This is a genomic window from Salipaludibacillus daqingensis (genome assembly GCF_029891575.1).
GTDB lineage: Bacteria > Bacillota > Bacilli > Bacillales > Salisediminibacteriaceae > Salipaludibacillus > Salipaludibacillus daqingensis.
The window spans coordinates 106459-126992 of record NZ_JARZHF010000002.1 but is presented as its reverse complement, the minus strand read 5'-3'; the positions used below and the strand labels follow the sequence as shown (position 1 = coordinate 126992).

Annotated in this window: 19 protein-coding genes; all 19 read left to right on the top strand. The window is 37.5% G+C overall.

What is annotated here, in order from left to right:
- The first annotated feature begins 90 nt into the window (after positions 1-90).
- Positions 91-1053, top strand: a complete 963-nt coding sequence (locus QDN89_RS04685) for a polysaccharide deacetylase family protein (RefSeq protein WP_280768931.1) — start codon at positions 91-93, stop codon at positions 1051-1053.
- A 31-nt stretch (positions 1054-1084) separates the two neighbouring features.
- Entirely contained in the window at positions 1085-2323 is a 1239-nt protein-coding gene (locus tag QDN89_RS04680; RefSeq protein ID WP_280768930.1) for a M16 family metallopeptidase, read from the top strand.
- Between the two features lie 63 nt (positions 2324-2386).
- Positions 2387-2620 (top strand): YlmC/YmxH family sporulation protein, encoded by a 234-nt coding sequence (locus tag QDN89_RS04675; RefSeq protein ID WP_280768929.1) that lies wholly within the window; start codon positions 2387-2389, stop codon positions 2618-2620.
- Between the two features lie 268 nt (positions 2621-2888).
- On the top strand, positions 2889-3791 hold the full coding sequence (dpaA, locus tag QDN89_RS04670; RefSeq protein WP_280768928.1) for a dipicolinic acid synthetase subunit A: 903 nt from the start codon (positions 2889-2891) through the stop codon (positions 3789-3791).
- Positions 3791-4384, top strand: coding sequence for a dipicolinate synthase subunit B (locus QDN89_RS04665; protein ID WP_280768927.1), 594 nt, complete (start codon positions 3791-3793; stop codon positions 4382-4384). Before dpaA ends, QDN89_RS04665 begins: the two co-directional genes overlap by 1 nt.
- A gap of 150 nt (positions 4385-4534) precedes the next feature.
- Positions 4535-5581, top strand: a complete 1047-nt coding sequence (gene asd / locus QDN89_RS04660) for an aspartate-semialdehyde dehydrogenase (protein WP_280768926.1) — start codon at positions 4535-4537, stop codon at positions 5579-5581.
- Between the two features lie 33 nt (positions 5582-5614).
- Positions 5615-6841, top strand: a complete 1227-nt coding sequence (gene dapG / locus QDN89_RS04655) for an aspartate kinase (protein WP_280768925.1) — start codon at positions 5615-5617, stop codon at positions 6839-6841.
- A 112-nt stretch (positions 6842-6953) separates the two neighbouring features.
- The gene (gene dapA / locus QDN89_RS04650) at positions 6954-7814 is read left to right on the top strand and encodes a 4-hydroxy-tetrahydrodipicolinate synthase (RefSeq protein WP_280768924.1); all 861 of its coding nucleotides are present in this window, start codon (positions 6954-6956) and stop codon (positions 7812-7814) included.
- Between the two features lie 246 nt (positions 7815-8060).
- Positions 8061-9731 carry a ribonuclease J gene (locus QDN89_RS04645; RefSeq protein WP_280768923.1) on the top strand — a complete coding sequence of 557 codons (1671 nt, stop codon included), beginning with the start codon at positions 8061-8063 and terminating at the stop codon, positions 9729-9731.
- Positions 9732-10059: 328 nt separating this feature from the next.
- The gene (locus QDN89_RS04640; RefSeq protein WP_280768922.1) at positions 10060-10833 is read left to right on the top strand and encodes a ClpP family protease; all 774 of its coding nucleotides are present in this window, start codon (positions 10060-10062) and stop codon (positions 10831-10833) included.
- A complete protein-coding gene (locus QDN89_RS04635; RefSeq protein ID WP_280768921.1) occupies positions 10830-11042 on the top strand; it encodes a YlzJ-like family protein in 213 nt (70 codons plus the stop codon). The genes QDN89_RS04640 and QDN89_RS04635 overlap by 4 nt, the downstream gene beginning before the upstream one ends.
- Before the next feature lie 205 nt (positions 11043-11247).
- Complete coding sequence (locus QDN89_RS04630) at positions 11248-13647, top strand: FtsK/SpoIIIE family DNA translocase (RefSeq protein WP_280768920.1); 2400 nt, start codon at positions 11248-11250, stop codon at positions 13645-13647.
- 112 nt (positions 13648-13759) lie between these two features.
- Positions 13760-14482 (top strand): GntR family transcriptional regulator, encoded by a 723-nt coding sequence (locus QDN89_RS04625; RefSeq protein WP_280768919.1) that lies wholly within the window; start codon positions 13760-13762, stop codon positions 14480-14482.
- A gap of 173 nt (positions 14483-14655) precedes the next feature.
- Positions 14656-15948, top strand: a complete 1293-nt coding sequence (gene yfmF / locus QDN89_RS04620) for an EF-P 5-aminopentanol modification-associated protein YfmF (protein ID WP_280768918.1) — start codon at positions 14656-14658, stop codon at positions 15946-15948.
- Entirely contained in the window at positions 15941-17242 is a 1302-nt protein-coding gene (gene yfmH, locus QDN89_RS04615; RefSeq protein WP_280768917.1) for an EF-P 5-aminopentanol modification-associated protein YfmH, read from the top strand. Before yfmF ends, yfmH begins: the two co-directional genes overlap by 8 nt.
- On the top strand, positions 17235-17975 hold the full coding sequence (gene ymfI, locus QDN89_RS04610; protein WP_280768916.1) for an elongation factor P 5-aminopentanone reductase: 741 nt from the start codon (positions 17235-17237) through the stop codon (positions 17973-17975). Before yfmH ends, ymfI begins: the two co-directional genes overlap by 8 nt.
- A gap of 78 nt (positions 17976-18053) precedes the next feature.
- The gene (locus QDN89_RS04605; RefSeq protein ID WP_280768915.1) at positions 18054-18302 is read left to right on the top strand and encodes a DUF3243 domain-containing protein; all 249 of its coding nucleotides are present in this window, start codon (positions 18054-18056) and stop codon (positions 18300-18302) included.
- A 426-nt stretch (positions 18303-18728) separates the two neighbouring features.
- The gene (locus QDN89_RS04600; RefSeq protein ID WP_280768914.1) at positions 18729-19502 is read left to right on the top strand and encodes a DUF3388 domain-containing protein; all 774 of its coding nucleotides are present in this window, start codon (positions 18729-18731) and stop codon (positions 19500-19502) included.
- Between the two features lie 16 nt (positions 19503-19518).
- Positions 19519-20427: a helix-turn-helix domain-containing protein gene (locus QDN89_RS04595; RefSeq protein WP_280768913.1), complete on the top strand. Its 909-nt coding sequence runs from the start codon at positions 19519-19521 to the stop codon at positions 20425-20427.
- The last annotated feature ends 107 nt before the right edge of the window (positions 20428-20534 follow it).

Sequence of the window (20534 nt, the reverse complement as noted above, 5' to 3'; positions counted from 1 at the left end):
GCAAAGTGATTATAACCTTTTTAGTGTTTGATTCCGTGTTCTACCTTGTCCTTTTTATGCATATTTCTAACACTGAGGGAGGTTTGACATATGCTAAAAAGAGTAACCATTCAACTGGGGACGTTATTTTTGTTAGTAATGATGACGTTATCAACGGGATTAAATCCGATAACGAACAGTTATATAATTGAATTAAAAGGACAGGCAGAAGATGTGATGAAAGAAGAAAATCCTTTATATATGGAAATCCTTCGTCAAAAGCAAAAATATGATGAAGCAGCTATAGACGCTAAAGTAGACCCTGTATGGAAAGCAATTCCAGGATATAATGGTTTACGGGTAGATGTACAACAGTCGTTTGAAAATATGAAAGAAAAGGATGAATTCCAACAAGACCAACTTGTTTTGGAAGAAATTACTCCTGAAGTTACATTACAGGATTTGCCTACAAATCCTATATATCGTGGAAATAAAGAGAAACGAATGGCTGGATTTATGATCAATGTCGCTTGGGGAAACGAATATATTCCGAAAATGCTGAAGGTTTTGGATAAACACCAAGTGAAAGCAACGTTCTTTCTTGATGGCTCATGGGTGAAAAATAACCCGAATCTTGCTATGATGATAAAAGAAGAGGGTCATGAAATCGGAAATCATGCTTATTCTCACCCAGATATGCAAACATTATCGAGAGAGAGAATCCGTGATGAGATCCTTAGAACGAACGAAATAATTGATGGAACCCTTCAAGTGGAACCGAAGTGGTTTGCACCGCCAAGTGGCAGCTATCATGATCAAGTAGTAAAGATAGCTAGAGAATTTAACTTGTATACTGTATTATGGACGGTAGATACGGTAGATTGGAAAAAACCGAATCCGTCTCAAATGGCAGACCAAGTAGTATCAAAAGTTGAACCTGGTTCACTTATTCTAATGCATCCCACTGCCTCTTCGGTAAATGGACTAGAGCAAATGATCAATGGTATTCAACAAAAAGATTTAAAACTAGGCACAGTGTCAGATGTGCTAAGCGAAAATCGAGTGGCACCATAACACTATATGAAAGATTGTAGGAGGATTTATTTTGATCAAACGTTTTGTTAATCATAATGGCTTACGTGTCGTGTTTGAACCAAACCACACCGTTAGATCGGTATCTATCGGAATTTGGATCGGCACTGGATCACGTTTTGAGAAAAAGAATGAAAACGGTATGTCGCATTTTATTGAACATATGTTTTTTAAAGGGACGAAAGATCGCACAGCCCAAGAGATTGCAGAGTCATTCGACTCTATCGGGGGCCACGTTAATGCACTTACCTCAAAAGAGTACACGTGCTACTATGCCAAAGTGCTAGATACACACGCGAAATATGCGGCAGACGTGCTAGCAGATATGTATTTTAATTCGACTTTTGAAAAGAAAGAGTTGGAGAAAGAAAAAGGGGTAGTTTTAGAAGAGATCAAGATGTATGAAGACACTCCCGATGATTTAGTTCATGATTTGTTAAGTAAAGCGAGCTACGGTGAACATCCGTTAGCTTATCCAATATTAGGGACAGAACAAACGCTGGCCTCGTTTTCACCTGAAGATTTATTTGCTTATATGGATCAATATTATCATGCTGAAAATGTTGTCATTTCTATTTGTGGTAATGTGGACGAAAATTATATTGAATATGTTCAAGAGTTATTCTCTTCACTAGAAAGAAATACGTCGAAGAATTCACTTGATAAACCAGCATTTATTCCAGAAAAGATGGTTCGTAAAAAAGATACGGAACAAGCTCATTTATGCTTAGGTTATGACGGATATCCAATTGACGATGATCGTGTTTATTCGCTAATTTTAATGAACAATGCTTTAGGTGGCTCCATGAGTAGCAGATTGTTCCAAGAAATCCGCGAGAATCGAGGGTTAGCCTATTCTGTTTTTTCCTATCATTCATCATTCAAGGATTCTGGAATGTTAACGATCTACACAGGATCTGCTCATGAGCAGTTAGATGAAGTGTTTGACGTGACTATGAATACAATAGCGTCCGTTCGCGATAATGGTTTAACAGAAAAAGAATTGAGAAATGGTAAAGAGCAATTAAAAGGCGGGCTTATGCTTGCGCTCGAGAGTACGAATAGTAGAATGAGCCGAAATGGTAAAAATGAGCTGTTGCTTGGCAAACACAGAACTCTTGATGAAATTACGAATTCAATCGACGCTGTGACAATGAATGATATCAAACAGACAAGTGAAGAAATTTTTAATAAAGACTTTTCCCTTACACTTATTAGCTCGGAAGGACAATTGCCGAAATCGTTACAATAAAGTGAGCATATCACCTAACCACTAAGGCATAGGCTTGTAATAAAGTGGAGGGTGGTGCGAAAGATGCGTTTAAGTGATATTAGTCAAAAAGAAATTATTGATTATCACAAAGGAGAAAGATTAGGTGTATTAGGCCAAACAGATTTAATCATCGATGACAAAACTGGTCAAATTAATGCTTTCGTTATTCCGACGTTGAAGTGGTTCGGTTTAGGTAAACGAGAAAAAGAAGTGACTGTCTATTGGAGCCAAATCAAAAAAATTGGTGCAGATATGATTATTATTGAAGTTAAATAAACAAAATGTTATTGGGCCTTGAACAATCCGTTCAGGGCCTTTTTTAGTTGAAGTTTTGATTTGTATAACGACAAAAAGCAGCGCAATAGGTATAGAAATAAGATAAAAGGTAACTAGAAAGCCCATTCTGCGTTGCCTTGAAATACAATGTAAATAAAAATTTAAATAGTCAATTCACCAAATATTATGGCCTACATAATATATGATGAGCGAAGCGCAGGGCTCTTTAATTCCCTTTCAAATTTTACAGAGAGGGGAGATTGGTTCTTTGTTAACAGGTATGAAAGTGGTCATTATAGGTGGAGATTTACGTCAGTTAGAAGTGATACGAATACTTGGTAAATTAGATGCTACAATTTATCTCATTGGATACGATCAATTGGATGATGGGTTTTTAGGAGTAGAAAAGACTTCGTTTGAAGCATTAAAAGCTGAAAATATTGATGCCATTATTTTGCCTATAAATGGCATGAAAAAAAACAAAGAAGTAGACAGTGTTTTTTCTAGTAGTGAAGTTTATGTTAATGAATCGTGGTTAGCGAAAGTTCGTAAAAACACGAAAATTTACACAGGTATTTGCAATGCTGAATTAAAGGAGTTGGCCGGTAAAGCGGAATTAAACATTATAACGTTAATGGAAAGAGATGATTTAGCAATCTATAATTCGATTCCAACAGCTGAAGGAGCACTTCTTCTGGCGATTCAACACACGAATGTGACGATTCACGGATCGAATGTGATTGTATCTGGCTTTGGGCGGGTCGGGCAAACCATTGCAAGGGTTTTTGAGGGATTGGGGGCAAACGTAAAAGTTATTGCAAATGAGGACGCGTTACGAGCGAGGGCATATGAAATGAAATTGAAACCATACCCTTTATCAGAGTTCAAAAATATTGTAGAAGATGCGGATACGATTATCAATACAATTCCCGCTCGAGTCATAACATCGGAAATTATTTCACGAATGGCAAATGACGTATTAATTCTTGATATTGCGTCGAGTCCAGGCGGAACAGACTTTGAATTTGCCGAAAAAAGAGCAGTTCATGCGATCTTAACACCAGGGTTACCGGGGTTAGTTGCGCCTAAAACGGCAGGAGTTCAGCTTGGTAGCCTTTTATCAACACTGTTGCAAAAGCAATGGGAAGAAAGTGAAGGAGGCAACGTGTAATGTCATTAAAAGGAAAACATATTGGATTTGGCATGACAGGGTCACATTGTACGTATGATGAAGTTGTTCCACAAATAGAACAACTTGTTTCTCTAGGAGCGAGAGTAACTCCATTCGTATCGTATACTTTACAGACAACGGATTCGAAATTTGGAGAAGCAGCTTATTGGTTAAATAAAATTCAAGAAGCAACACCTGAACCAATTGTCGATACAATTGTGAAGGCAGAACCGTTTGGCCCGAAAACACCGCTAGATTGTATGATAATTGCTCCCATGACAGGAAATTCAACGAGTAAATTTGCCAATGCGTTAACAGACTCTCCAGTTTTAATGGGGGCAAAAGCAACAATGCGCACAGGGAAACCGGTAGTTGTTGCCATTTCCACAAATGATGCATTAGGACTAAATGGTGTTAATATTATGAAATTGATGACGTCCAAAAATATTTATTTTGTACCTTTAGGGCAAGATCATCCTTTCAAAAAACCAAACTCTCTCGTTGCTGATATGACAAGGATTCCAGACACAGTTGAACATGCTTTGAAGGGGGAACAAATACAGCCAGTTTTAATAGAAAGATATAAAGAGTAATGCAATTCTTCCTAACTGTTGCTAAAATAAAGAGGTAGTTATTGTGCTTGCCGTTAAGGTGACCCCTTAACGGCAACGCCTATTTTGTATATAATAGTAAAAGTAGATGAAATAATTATCTGTTCAAAAAAGGAAGGGAGAACTATTAACATGACACAGCAAGGTTTTCACGTAGCAATTGTAGGAGCAACAGGAGCAGTAGGGGAACAAATGTTGCAAACTCTAGCAAAAATGGAATTCCCGATTGCATCATTAACATTGTTATCTTCTAAAAGATCAGCCGGTAAAAAACTTACGTTCAAAGGGGAAGAGCTTACTGTTCAAGAAGCGACTCCCGATTCTTTTGATGGAATTCAATTGGCTTTATTTAGTGCAGGAGGGTCCGTTTCAAAAGCTCTAGCACCAGAAGCCGTTAAACGTGGTGCGATTGTCGTTGATAATACAAGCGCATTCCGTATGGATAAAGATGTACCACTTATCGTTCCAGAAGTGAATGAAGAAGATTTGAAAAAACATCAAGGAATTATCGCTAATCCAAACTGTTCGACTATTCAAATGGTCGCTGCAGTGGAACCGATCCGCGAAGCTTTTGGTTTAGATCGTTTAATCGTATCTACATATCAAGCAGTTTCGGGAGCAGGTGTAAATGCGATTGATGAAATGTATCAACAGTCTCGTCAAATTTTAGACGAAGAAGAAATCAATCCTGAAGTATTACCTGTTTCAGGAGATAAGAAACATTACCAGATTGCCTTCAATGCCGTTCCTCAAATCGATTTGTTCCAAGAAAACGGCTACACATTTGAAGAAATGAAAATGATCAATGAGACGAAAAAAATCATGAATGATGACTCGATGAAAGTGGCGGCTACTTGTGTAAGGTTACCAGTGGAAACAGGTCACTCTGAATCAGTGTATATTGAGGTTGAAAAAGAGGGGCTTGATGTTGCAAAGATTCGTGAATTGCTTAAGAACGCACCAGGCATCACGTTGCAAGATGATCCTGCGAATCAAGTGTACCCGTTAGCATCTGATTGCAAAGGGAAAGATGATATTTTTGTAGGAAGAATTCGTCAGGATCTAGATCAAGAAAAAGGCTTCCACATGTGGATTGTTGCAGATAATCTATTAAAAGGTGCAGCATTAAACTCTGTACAAATTGCATTTTCGCTAATTAAATTAGGTTTATTAAAATAAAAGATCCTGAAGTAAAGGTAGATGGATATAGAGATGAAAATTGTCGTTCAAAAATTCGGCGGAACGTCCTTAAAGTCAGAAGAAGTGCGTCAGCAGTCTTCTCAGCATGTTCTAGAAGCTGTTAGAGAAGGGTACAAAGTTGTCGTTGTCGTGTCAGCGATGGGAAGAGTAGGGGATCCATATGCCACAGATACATTATTAGGTTTAGTTGGAGGCGTTCCTTCCTCTGTATCTAATCGGGAGCAAGATTTACTCGCTTCGTGTGGAGAGACGATTTCATCTGTTGTGTTTTCGTCACTTTTACAAAAAAGAGGGGTAAAGTCTTTGGCAATGACTGGGGCCCAAGCTGGGTTTCGGACAACGGAAGAATACACAAACGCAAAAATCATTGAAATGAAAGTGGATGGAATTATTTCTGCACTTGAAAACTTCGATGTGATTGTCGTCACAGGATTCCAAGGAGAGACACCTAGAGGTACAACAGCTACATTGGGGCGTGGTGGCTCAGATACTTCGGCGACAGCACTAGGAGCAGCATTAAAAGCAGAAGTAGTAGATATATTCACGGACGTGGACGGTGTGATGACCGCAGATCCACGGATCGTCAAAGGAGCAAAACCTTTAGCTGTTGTGACATACACCGAAATTTGCAATATGGCTTATCAAGGTGCAAAAGTCATCCACCCTCGAGCCGTTGAAGTAGCGATGCAAGCAAAAATTCCTATAAGAATTCGCTCCACTTCAGGTGGAGGTACAGGCACATTAATCACTACGAGCACATCTTCTATATTAGGCAGAGATATTGATGAACGTCCAATTACAGGCATTGCCCATGTAAAAAATGTTTCGCAAATCAAAGTAACGGCAAAAGAAGGAGAGTACGACCTTCAGGCGAAAGTTTTCAAAGCGATGGCAAATGCAAGCATTTCTGTAGACTTCATTAATATTCATCCTTTCGGTGTGGCATATACCGTGTCCAATGAATTGGCAGATAAAGCGATAGATATATTGGAAGAAATGAATTTACAGCCTGACGTTTTAAGAGATTGTGCAAAAGTATCTGCAGTGGGTGCTGGGATGACAGGGGTACCAGGCATTACATCAAAAATTGTCGAAGCACTAACCGATCGTCACATCAAGATATTACAATCTGCAGATTCTCACACAACGATTTGGGTTTTAGTAAAAGAAGAAGATATGATCAATGCGGTGAACGCTCTGCATGACATGTTTCTTATCGGTGATTCCGCTCACGACTGATTGGTTGTAGTTGCTTGCACATGCAATGAATAAGTAGTGATTGTTTGCCTATGGAGGCTCGTCCAATTTTTAATGAGACTATAGAAACAGAGAAAGTAAGGAGTGATTTAGGATGGCACTAGGAAATGTCTTAACAGCGATGGTGACCCCTTTTGATTCAAAAGGAAATATTGATTTTAACAAAATCCCTAAACTAATGAATTTTTTAATGGAAAATGGAACAGATGGTGTTATTGTAGGAGGAACGACGGGAGAATCAGCAACACTTAGCATCGAAGAAAAAGCGGCACTATATGAGCATGCTGTAAAAGCTTCTGCGGGTCGAATTCCTGTTTACGCAGGAACAGGAATGAACGACACGTATGCAACGGCAGAACTAACCGTTCGAGCAGAAAAACTTGGAGTAGATGGAATAATGCTCGTTTCCCCATATTATAATAAACCTTCTCAACGAGGGATGTACGAACATTTTAAAACCATTGCGGCGAAGACATCCCTTCCTGTCATGTTATATAATGTGCCAGGGCGTTGCGTCGTCAATTTACTTCCAGAAACAGTCATTGCTCTTTCAAAAATTCCGAATATTACTTCTGTCAAAGAAGCAAGTGGGAACTTAGATCAAATGACAACGATCATTTCGAATACACCAGATGATTTTGAAGTGTATTGTGGTGATGATAGTTTAACTTTACCAGCATTAGCAGTAGGAGCGGATGGCGTTGTATCCGTTTCTGGTCATATCATTGGAAATGAAATGCAAGAAATGGTGAAAGCATTCAAAAAAGGTGATATTAAAACAGCAGCAACGATTCATCAACGTTTACTACCGACAATGAAAGGCATGTTTGTGGCACCGAGTCCTGCACCAGTAAAGACAGCTCTTCAACTCAAAGGAATGGATGTAGGCGGTGTTCGACTTCCACTTCTTCCGTTAACTGCGGAAGAACGACAAGTTGTAAAAGACTTGTTATAAAACGGATGTTTAGGCTGTATGCATCAAGGCATACAGCCTTTTTTATTACATAAATGTGATCGTGACTCATATGAACAATTAATTCACTATTAATGTAAAAGAAAATGTTGGGTTCGACAAAATGATTGTTCGTTTCATTCATTCTTACTTGTAGTTCAAAACATTAATACGGTATACTGTTTATTAGAGGGTGAACGGGACGGGGAAATTTAATAAAAGTAAAGATAAATAATAGGAGGATTAACATTGTCAAACCAACAAACTGAAAAGATTCGCATTTTTTCCCTAGGAGGATTAGGTGAAGTAGGGAAAAATATGTATGTTATAGAATTAGATGACGAAATGCTTATTATTGATGCGGGATGTATGCACCCTGCAGATGATATGCTAGGGGTCGATATCGTCATTCCTGATATTTCTTATATCACTGAAAATAAAGAGAAAGTCAAGGGGATCATTTTAAGTCACGGTCATGAAGATAATATTGCAGCAGTGCCATACGTACTTAGAGATTTAAAAGTTCCAGTTTACGGATCGAAATTTACCCTTGCACTCGTGAAAGATCAGTGTAACGAAGTGAAAGTTGGTCATAAACCAAACTTTATTGAAATAAATTCTGACTCGAAGTTGAAAATTGGTAAAACACCAGTAAGTTTTTTCGGGACAACTCATAGTATTCCCGACTCATTAGGTGTCATTGTTCATACGTCACAAGGTCCTATCGTATACACTGGGGATTTTAAATTTGATCAAAACCCAGTAGGAGGATTGAGAACAGAAATGGGCAAGCTTTCTGAAATTGGAGATAAAGGTGTTCTTTGCCTATTATCTGATAGCCACAATGCAGAAGTTCCTGGTAATTCTCAGTCAGAGTCGATGGTTGCCGAAGGGTTGAAAGATGCTTTCCATGAAGCGAAAGGAAGTATTATCGTTGCAGTATTTAGCTCTCATATTCATCGCATTCAGCAAGTAATTAATGCCGCTAATAAAAAAGAACGAAAAGTAGCGGTTGTTGGTAAAGAGATTGAAAGAACAGTAACGATTGCAAAAGAGTTGGGATATTTAAATGATGAACAAGAAACGATTATTCCTAAAAAAGATCTAAAAAAATATCAACGAGACCAATTTGTCGTACTAACTACTGGAAGCCAAGGGGAACCGATGAGCTGTCTAGCAAAAATGGCGAAAGGCTCTCATTCTCTTGTGAAAATTGAAAAGGATGACCGTATTGTTATATCAGCTATGCCTGATCCCGGTAACGAAAAACTTGTCACCCAAATGGTTGACTTACTCTCAAGAACGGGTGCTGAAGTCATTTATGGAAAAAATAAAAAAGTCCATGTTTCTGGTCACGCCTATCAAGAAGAGCTTAAGCTCATGCTAAATTTAATAAGGCCTCAGCACTTTATTCCAGTTAGCGGAGAATTCCGTATGCAATATGCTCATCGCCATTTAGCTAGATCCGTTGGCGTAGACGATAGCCAAATATTCTTGTTGGAAAAAGGTGAAGTTGTTGAGTTTACGAAACGAAAAGGAAAAAGAGCGAATAAGATACCGGCAGGACATGTGTTAATCGACGGTCTAGGTGTCGGCGACGTTGGTAATATTGTTTTAAGAGACAGACGATTATTATCTAAAGATGGTATTTTAGTTGTTGTTGTCACTTTGAATAAATCGCACAGTCAAATCTTATCAGGTCCTGACATTATCTCTAGAGGATTCGTTTACGTGAGAGAATCAGAAGAGTTAATTAAAAATGCAGAGAAACTAGTTACGGAAACATTGAAAAAGTCAATTGAACAGAATCAAACAGAATGGGCACAAATGAAAGGGCAAGTTCGCGACCAGCTTAGCCGATTCTTATATGAAAAAACAAAACGTCGTCCAATGATCATGCCGATAATTATGGAAACGTGATAATAGCAAATACGTGTGCATTTTCGAGGGTGTCTGGCCAAAGATTGCCCTCTATTACCTCATAATAAACAACCACTTTATTCTTTGTCGTGAGAATGTTTAATAGTATGGTTGTCTTAATAGCTAGCTCTTTTATTGCCAGAAAAGACAGTGAGCATACTGATTCTTTTCTGGTTTTTTGTCGTTTAGATTGAGCGCATAAAACAGAGCTAACACTTGTAACTGTAGCTAGTCAATCAAACTTTTACCATCTGTTCCAAAGATACTTTTCTTTTTTGCATGAAATACTAAATCTCCTTGCATACTAAATAAAAAGGGAGGAGTTATTATGAGACCATTCGACAATCAATATGAACCAATCGATTATCAACATCAGCAAAATCCTGAAAAACAAGCTCCAGAAAAGGAAAAAACAGAAAAAGACGGTATTGTAGATAAAATTAATCAACTGGGCCAAACAAACATACCGCAAATGGAACAAAGTAACATTCATGTATTAACGATCATTGGTCAAATTGAAGGGCATATGCAATTGCCACCGCAAAATAAAACAACAAAGTATGAGCATGTCATCCCTCAGTTAGTAGCTGCGGAACAAAATCCTAAAATTGAAGGACTTTTATTGATTCTTAACACAGTAGGAGGGGATGTGGAAGCAGGGCTAGCATTAGCAGAAATGATAGCATCGATGTCAAAACCTACGGTAACCCTTGTTTTAGGAGGAGGACACTCGATTGGTGTACCAATAGCCGTGGCTGGTACCCATTCATTTATTGCTGAGAGTGCAACAATGACGATTCACCCCATCAGATTAACAGGGCTTGTTATTGGCGTGCCTCAAAGTTTTGAGTACTTAGATAAAATGCAAGATCGTGTCATTGGATTTGTGACAAAAAATTCTAATATTACTGAAGAAGGTTTCAAAGACCTCATGCTTTCAAAAGGCAACTTAACCAGAGATATCGGAACAAATGTAATCGGTATTGACGCAGTTCATGAAGGGATTATTAACGAAGTAGGAGGTTTAGGACATGCCATCAAAAAGTTAAATGAACTGATTGAAGAAGGTAAGAAGAATCATCAAAAGGATGTGATTCAATGATTTTGTATACGTATCAAAACCTTCATCACGTTTTTCCACCTGATCAAACAGAATTTCAAGAACCACAAGTCGTTGACATTCCAGGAGGTCAGCTAGTGGTCGAGCAAGATGGTAAAGAATTTCGTGTCGTTCGCCTTTTGTCGACTGATCCAAATTTGTTCTTGGATCCGAAATATGCTCCAGGTCAATCATACAATCCGCAAAATTAACATGATTTATTTTTTGCCAATTCTAGTAATGAATCTGTTCTCTATGCTATAATTAGTGAAACAAGCGTTCGTTAATCATGGAAATAGCAGCCGTCCGATCGGCTGCTTCTTCCATTTTAAGAAGTAGTAGAGAAATATTTTTCCAAGAGTAAAACTCTAGTAACGAGCTAGCTTTTTATAGAGAAATTGATTTTGAGGTGATGAAATGGCAAAAAAAAGAAGAAAATCACAAAAGTGGCGAAAACAGTTAACGTTTGAATTGACAGGACTATTCTTATTTATCATATCTATCGTCACCTTTGCTTCATTAGGTATTGTAGGAGAAGGATTAATAGAATTATTTCGATTCATTTTAGGTAGTTGGCATATTTTATTAACTATTTCTCTGTTTATTTTTTCAATCTACTTAATGTTAAAGAGACAAATTCCTGTTATGTGGAATCGACGGTTTATTGGGATTTATTTGTTTGTTTTTTCCCTTGCATTATTAAGTCACGTGCAACTATTTAGAGAATTATCTACTCACGTTGAGTTTATTGATCAATCTGTCATTCGGAACACTTGGGAATTATATTGGCAACAATTACAGGGCGATGCTGTTGTAGATGAACTAGGTGGAGGAATGATTGGTGCTATCGGCTTCTCGGTTAGTCATGTGTTATTTTCTTCCGGTGGAACAGTCGTCTTTGCAATTGGACTTATGATCGCGTCTATTGTTCTAATTACTGGGAAATCGTTCATCGAATTTATAAAGAAAAATACAGGAGGACCTGTACACCTTATTCGTGCAATAAGTGACAAAGTAGTCGGAAGTGTTAAATTACTTATTTATAAAATAAAAGAGCGTATTGATGAGAAAAAAATGCGTAAAAAAGAACAAGCAGACATTCCAATGAGTGAAGAGAAGGTCACAGATGATGAACCAATCATCTATGACTTTACAAAAACAGCTTATAAAGAAGAGCCTCAGGATTCGGTGGATCAGTTTCCTGAGATGGTTGATGTTACTCCAATAACACCAGAGTCAGATGCTCCAAAGGCGACGAATATAGATGAAAGTTCAAGCGTAACGCCTCCTCCTAAAAAGGGTCAGGAATCAACAAATCAACCACAGACAACATCTCTTGTTGTACGTGAGAAGGAAAATGCAGATTATATTTTACCAGAAATAGATTTGCTACATAATCCGGCAAAATCTAGTCAAGCAAAAGAACATTCTATGTTATCGAAGAACGCTAGAAAGCTAGAAAGAACGTTGGAAAGTTTCGGAGTAAGCGCAAAAGTAACAAAAGTTCATTTAGGCCCATCTGTTACAAAATATGAAGTGTACCCTAGTACAGGGGTAAAAGTCAGTAAAATAGTAAACTTAACAGATGACTTGGCGTTAGCTTTAGCAGCTAAGGATATCCGGATGGAAGCGCCGATTCCTGGAAAATCTGCGATTGGTATTGAAGTTCCTAATCAAGAAGTTTCTCTTGTTACGTTACGAGAAGTTCTTGAATCTACTGTAATGAAGGAAAAGCATACACCATTAGCGATTGCTCTTGGGAGAGATATTTCTGGTGAGGCAGTCATTGCAGAGCTAAATAAAATGCCCCATTTACTCGTTGCGGGGGCAACGGGAAGTGGAAAAAGTGTATGTATTAATGGAATAATCATTAGTATCCTTATGAGGTGCAAACCACACGAAGTGAAATTAATGATGATTGATCCTAAAATGGTAGAGTTAAATGTTTATAATGGTATTCCTCATTTACTATCTCCCGTTGTGACGGAACCGAAGAAAGCATCTCAAGCTTTGAAAAAGGTCGTAAATGAAATGGAACGTCGTTACGAGTTGTTTGCAGCGTCAGGAACTAGGAATATTGAAGGCTATAATGCCTATTTGAAAAAAGAAAGCAAAAAGCGCTATGATCAAGAAGCATACTCTCCACTGCCGTTTATTGTCGTTATTGTAGACGAGTTGGCAGATTTGATGATGGTTGCATCTTCTGAAGTAGAAGATGCCATTACAAGGTTAGCGCAAATGGCACGTGCAGCTGGTATTCATTTGATCATTGCTACGCAACGACCATCTGTGGACGTCATTACTGGTGTGATTAAAGCGAATATCCCATCACGAATCGCGTTTGGTGTTTCAAGCTCCACGGATTCCAGAACGATTCTAGATGGAAATGGCGCAGAGAAACTATTAGGTAAAGGCGATATGTTGTTTTTGCCTGTAGGTGCTTCAAAAGCTACGAGAATACAAGGGGCATTTTTATCAGATGATGAAGTGGAAAGAATTGTTATGCACTGTATTGAACAACAAAAAGCACAATACTCCGAAGAAATGATGCCTAAAGAAGGAGAACAGGAAACGGTTAAAGAAGAAGTGCAAGATGAACTTTATTACGATGCCGTTCAGTTGATTACTGAGATGCAAACAGCTTCTGTTTCCATGTTGCAACGTCGATTTAGAGTTGGTTATGCAAGGGCGGCTAGATTAATTGATGAAATGGAATTAAGAGGAGTCGTTGGTCCTTATGAAGGAAGCAAGCCTCGTGAAGTATTAGTAGCAAAAGATGAGGATAAAATAAACGAACAATCACCTAAAAAGGCGTAAAATTGAAAAAAAATTACTGAAAACGGTTAAATTAATATAGTCCAAATTAGAAATCCATGGTACATTTACTATATTGAATGAGAGTGCAACTTGTTTCGCAGGAGGAATTTAGATGATTAAATCCGATCAGCGACCACTTTATTTACAGGTGATCGATAAAATCAAAGAAGATATTGATAATGGTATTTATGAAACAGGAGAGAGGTTGCCTTCAGAGTTTCAACTGTCAAAGCAACTTGGAGTTAGTAGAGCAACGTTACGAGAAGCTCTGCGTATGTTAGAAGATGAGAGTGTCATTATTCGTAGACATGGCGTTGGAACATTTATTAATACGAAACCTCTTTTTTCTTCTGGGATTGAGGAATTATTTAGTGTGACCGATATGATCAAACGAGGAAACAAAGAAGCGGGTACAAATTTTCTTTCCTCATCAATTGATAGACCTTCAGATGATGATTGCAGAAGATTTCAAGATGAGAATTTAAAAGAGATGATTGTGATTGAACGCGTGCGAACTGCTGATGGTGAACCAGTTGTGTATTGTTTGGATAAAATTCCAAAGCACCATTTTCCTGATTATGTGTCTCACCAACAACAGTCAATCTTTGATCAACTTGAAAAATCAGGAACATCGATTTCTTATGCAATGACGCAAATAGAACCAATCGGTTACCATGAAAGAGTATCGGAAATTCTTGAATGCGAACCAGAGACAGCTCTTTTAGTATTAAAGCAAATGCACTATGATGACCGAGAGCAACCAGTGTTGTATTCTATAAATTATTTCCGAGCGGATAAATTTAAGTTCCATGTATTAAGAAAGCGAGTATATTAATATTTTAAGCAGCACTTTCCCTTTTAGGAAAGTGCTGTTCTTATTTTTTGAGAGGTATAAAGCTTGGTAAAGTTTGCTATATGATGCAACCTCTCGTAAAATCAAGGTGTTGAGAAAAAATCATAATCATACGCAAACGAGGTATATTATAACTAATAGAAGGAGGGAATGGAATGGAACAAGAGGAACTAAAACAATTTGATATTGGATCGATTCGAGTTCATGTCATCCCATCTACCACGTTTAAGACGAATACGATGATGATACAAATGAACGGTCCCTTGGAAAAAGACAGCGTGACGAAACGGGCACTATTGCCTAACATTTTACAAAATGGAACAAAGGATTATCCTTCTAGACAGCATATTAGAAGTGCTTTAGAAGAGCTTTATGGGGCCTCCCTAACTGCCGACGTAGCGAAAAAAGGGGAAAGACAGATTCTATCTTTACGAATGGATTTGGCGAATGAGAAATTTTTAAAAGATCATAGCCCATTATTAGAAAAAGGAATCAAACTGCTAGCTTCGGTATTTTTAAATCCAAATGTAACAAATGACCAGTTCGATTCCAAGATTATAGACGAGGAAAAACGATCCCAAAGACAAAAAATTTCTTCTATTTATGACGATAAAATGCGATTTGCAAATAAACGGCTCACAGAAGAAATGTGTCCGGATGAACCATTCGGTATACATGTACTTGGTTATGAAGAAGACTTGGACGCGATCGATGGGAAAAATCTTTATGACTATTATCAAGATGCGTTAAACAGTGATGATATTGATTTTTATGTAATGGGCGATGTGGACTCAGAACACATAAAAACAATGATTAAAAAACATTTCAAAATAGACCAATCTCATCGACGAGAAGAAAAACCGAAGAATACACCAGATAATAATAAGAAAAAAGCAAATGAGGTTGTTGACGAACAGTCAGTACAGCAAGCCAAACTTCATATTGGTTACAGAACGAACATCGTGTATGGGGACGACGATTATTTTGCTTTGCAAATTTTTAATGGAATTTTTGGCGGGTTTTCTCATTCAAAGTTGTTTATTAATGTTCGGGAAAAAGCTAGCTTAGCTTACTATGCTGCGTCAAGAGTAGAAAGTCACAAAGGACTTCTTATTGTCATGTCTGGAATTCAATCATCAAAGTATAATGATGCGACAGAAATCATTTTTAAACAGATGGAAGACATGCAAAACGGAGAATTTACGGAAGTAGATATTCAACAAACAAAGGCAGTCTACAAAAATCAAGTTCTAGAAACGATGGATGTGCCACGAGGCAGAATTGAGATGGAGTATCACAATCAAATTGCAAGCAAAAAAATCCCACTAAATGAGTGGTTGGAACGAATAGACCAAGTGACCCACGATGATATTTTAAATGTGGCGAAAAAAATTCAGCTAGATACGATCTATTTTCTTAAAGGGAAGGAGGAGGAATCAAATGAATAAAATCACATTCGAACAACTTCAAGAAACCCTTTATGTGGATGAATTAGATAATGGGTTAAGAGTGTATGTCCTTCCGAAACAAGGTTTTAACAAAACGTTTGCCACATTCACGACGAAATACGGCTCTATAGATAATCATTTTACACCTTTAGAGGGAACAGAGTCATTAAGAGTTCCTGATGGAATAGCACACTTTTTAGAGCATAAGCTATTTGACGATGAAGATGGGGATGTATTTCAAAACTTCAGTAAATTAGGAGCATCAGCGAACGCTTTTACAAGTTTTACTCGAACAGCTTATTTGTTTTCTAGTACGATGAATGTTGACAAAAACTTGGAAACGTTAGTGAATTTTGTGCAGAACCCTTATTTTACAGAAGAATCTGTTGAAAAAGAAAAAGGAATCATCGAGCAAGAAATTAAAATGTATGAAGATAATCCAGATTGGCAAAACTTTTTCGGTTTGTTGAAAGGGATGTACAAAAATCATCCCGTAGCGATTGATATTGCTGGAACGGTAGAGTCAATTAATAAAACAACAAAAGATTTGCTATATACTTGCTACAATACCTTTTATCATCCAAGTAATATGGTTTTGTTTATCGTTGGAAACGTGGAGCCAGAAAAAATCTTAGATCAAGTTCGCACGAATCAACAAAACAAAACGTTCGCAGAGCCCAAGCCGATCGAAAGGTATGTAGAAGAAGATACAACAGAAGTGAACGAAAAGAAAGTGACCATTCCAATGCCAGTAAATACGGGAAAATGCTTAGTAGGTATAAAAGAACGAAACCCGACTAAACAAGGAATAGAATTATTGAAACATGAGTTGTCTGTTCAATTATTGTTAGAAATGATGTTCGGTCAAAGTTCAGAAAATTATCAAACGCTTTATGAAGAAGGTCTCATTGATGACAGCTTCAGCTTTGATTTTACAGCAGAAAAAGGGTTTGGATTTTCCGTAGTCGGTGGCGATACAAGTCAACCAGAAGCATTGGCGGAACGTATTGAAGGATTAATTGCTGACTTCAAAGAGAAACCTCTTGATGATAAAGTGATCGATCGTATTAGAAAAAAGAAGATTGGTTACTTTTTAAAAGCGATGAACTCTCCTGAATTTATTGCAAACCAGTTTACCCGTTATCAATTTAATGAAATGGATCTTTTCGATGTGATTCCAACGCTAGAGTCATTAAAAAAAGAAGAACTTCTAGAAACAATGAAAGATCATTTCCATTTAGACACACAAATGAGTGTTTGTTTGATTACGAAAGAGGAAGATAAAAGTGAGTAAGGATATTTCTCCAGTGGCATTTATATCCGGGGCGAGCGGAGGTATTGGTCAGGAGATCAGCCTTCGCCTCGCGTCTCTTGGATATGATTTGGTCCTTCACTACTTTAACAACGTTCAAGCTGTCGAACAGTTAAAAAGACGAATCGAAAAAGAATTTAAGCAATCTTGTCAGCTTGTGCAAGCAGACTTCAACGATTCAACATCCACTGTAGATAAAATTAAAATGTTAAACATTGAACCTGAAGTGGTCATTCATAATGCAGGAAAGTCCATGACAGGTTTGTTTCAAGATATCAGTGAAGCAGAGTTATCTTCACAGATGTCCATTGGATTAACAACCCCAACATTACTAACAAAATTATTTCTTCCTGTGATGTTATCTAAGAAAAAAGGAAGAATCATTATGATTACCTCGATCTGGGGGATAACAGGGGCATCATGTGAAGTAACGTATTCCATGATCAAAGGAGCACAGAACTCCTTTGTAAAGGCATTGGCAAAAGAAGTCGCTCAAAGTGGATTACAAGTAAATGGAATTGCACCTGGAGCGATTGAAACAGACATGTTAGCCGAATATACGAAAGAAGAATTGGATGATTTGAGAGAAAACATTCCAGCCGGAAGATTAGGTAAACCTTCTGAAGTTGCAGGATTAGCTGCTTTTTTGCTTTCAGACGATGCAGCATACATAAATGGCCAAGTTTTATCCGTGAATGGCGCATGGTACTGCTGAATGTGATTAATTGCATGCATAATATTCCTCCCTTGTGAAAAAACTACGTATGAATGTTACTACAAGGAGGTTGAAACTATGTCTGTATTAGACAATTGGCAACAGTGGAAGGATTTTTTAGCACAGAGACTTCATCAAGGTGAAGCAGAAGGAATGGATCAACAAACCGTGCAAGACGTAGCTTATCAAGTTGGTGAATACTTATCAAATGAAGTAGAGCCGAAAAACGATCAAGAAAGAGTTTTATCTGACTTATGGCATGTAGCATCAGAAGAAGAACAACATGCGATTGCAAATATGATGGTGAAACTAGTCGATAAGCAGTAAGACTAAAACAGACGGGTAACTTGGAGTCCTATGCACAGAAGTAACTTGGAAAGACATATGTTCAATTAAAAAGCGTAGTTTTGTAAAATTTACAATAAAAAGTATCGTCTTTAAAGGCGATACTTTTTATTGTAAGTGAAATAAATATTAGTAGGTGAAACTAAAATAAAAATTTTCATTATTTTTCATTTTTCGTCTAATATAATAGTAAGTCCTGATAGATAATCGTTTATATCTTGTAAGAAACGGTTTCTAATACCTAACAGAGTATAGATATTATCTAAGTCGTTAGATCGAAAAACGTAGAATATTAACTATTTATGTCATAAATCTCTTTTAATAAGCGAAAAAATCAATTATGATGTTAAAAGAAGTGTAGTATAATAACATGACTTAGAAAAACTGTTTGTTGGAAGGGGTTGTCAAATGGAACAAAAAGAATGGTACATGGAATATCAAATCCATGAGAATCGCCCTGGTTTATTAGGAGAAATTGCATCATTATTAGGTATGCTTAGAATAAATATTGTCACGATAAATGGCGTGGAACATATGCGTCGTGGAATGCTTATGAGAAGTGCAAGCGATGAAGCCATCATGCGTCTTAGACTTATTATGGAGACGATGGATGTTATTACTTTAAGAAAAATTCGTCAACCTAAACTACGTGACCGACTAGCAATTCGTCACGGACGTTATATTGAAAGAGACGAAGACGAAAAAAAGACATTTCGTTTTGTTCGAGACGAATTAGGTGTCCTTGTCGATTTTATGGCAGAACTCTTCATGAAAGATGGTCATCGACTAATTGGAATTCGAGGAATGCCAAGAGTTGGTAAAACAGAGTCCGTTGTAGCCGCAAGTGTATGTGCAAATAAAAGATGGTCTTTCTTATCGTCAACATTATTGAGACAAACGGTTCGAAGTCAATTGGCAGATGATGAAATGTCAGAAAATCACATTTATATTATTGATGGAATTGTTTCCACTATGAGAGCTTCTGAACGTCACCAAATGCTCGTGTCGGAAATGATGCGCCTTCCTGCAACAAAAGTCGTTGAACACCCGGATATTTTCGTGAGAGAGACTGAATATTCCTTAGATGATTTTGATTATATTATTGAGCTTCGCAGTGATGAGAGTGAAGAAATTACATATGAGGCTGTAGAGTCTGGCTTCTCATCATTTGATATTAGTTAGTTGGTAGGTGGATAGAGTGTCAGAATTAGGATTAAGATTGAAATCAGCAAGAGAAGAAAAGGGATATACCCTTGAAGAATTACAACAGATAACTAAGATTCAAAAACGCTACATCCTTGCCATTGAAGACGGCGATTTTTCAAAAATGCCTGGTGATTTTTATGGCAGAGCTTTTGTTAAAAGTTATTCAGAAGCCGTAGGGTTAGACCCTAATATGGTATTCGAAGAACATAAAGATGAGCTCCCACAGCCAAAAAGAGAACCGACAGATTTACCACCACGAGTGAATCGCTCTAAACCTCAGACTGTTAGGAAAAAGTCTAAGTTAGCTTCTTTGCTCCCGACGATTGTTGTCGTATTATTTATATTAGCTATTGCAGCAGTTGCATGGGGGATGGGAATTAATAATGGCGAAGACTCAACTGGAATTTCTAGAGAGGACCAACAAGGTTCTCCAGGTGTTGATTTAACAGAGCCATTAGAAGATGAAAACAACAACGAAGAAAATACCGAAGAATCAAATGAAACAGATGAAGACAATAACGGTGAAAATAATAATGGTAACAACGATAATGATGGAAATGAAGAAGAAAACGAAGCAAATGAGGAAGAAGAAGCATCCTTTGAATTAGAAGAATCAGAGGGTGAAACGTCGAGGTTTACGCTAACTAATACAGATACATTCAACCTTTCGATGGAGTTTTCCGGTGCCACATGGATAAGGATTACGGATAACGATGGTGGAACAATCCATGAACAAGAGCATGCCGATGGGGATGAAATTAATTTTGATTTTTCTGATGAAGATGAAATTCTAATTCGTGTTGGAAGTACGGTAACTTCTGCATTGTTTGTTAATGGTGAAGAGGTAGAGTATCCTCTTGATCAGACGACGCAAAACATCTTGATAGAATTTAACAATTAGTAATCAGTAGAAGAAAGGCAGTCGCATGAAGACTGCCTTTTTCTATTAGAATGGTAAAGTTAATGAATAACTTATATGATGGAAGAGGGATTTAAGATTTTGTTCTC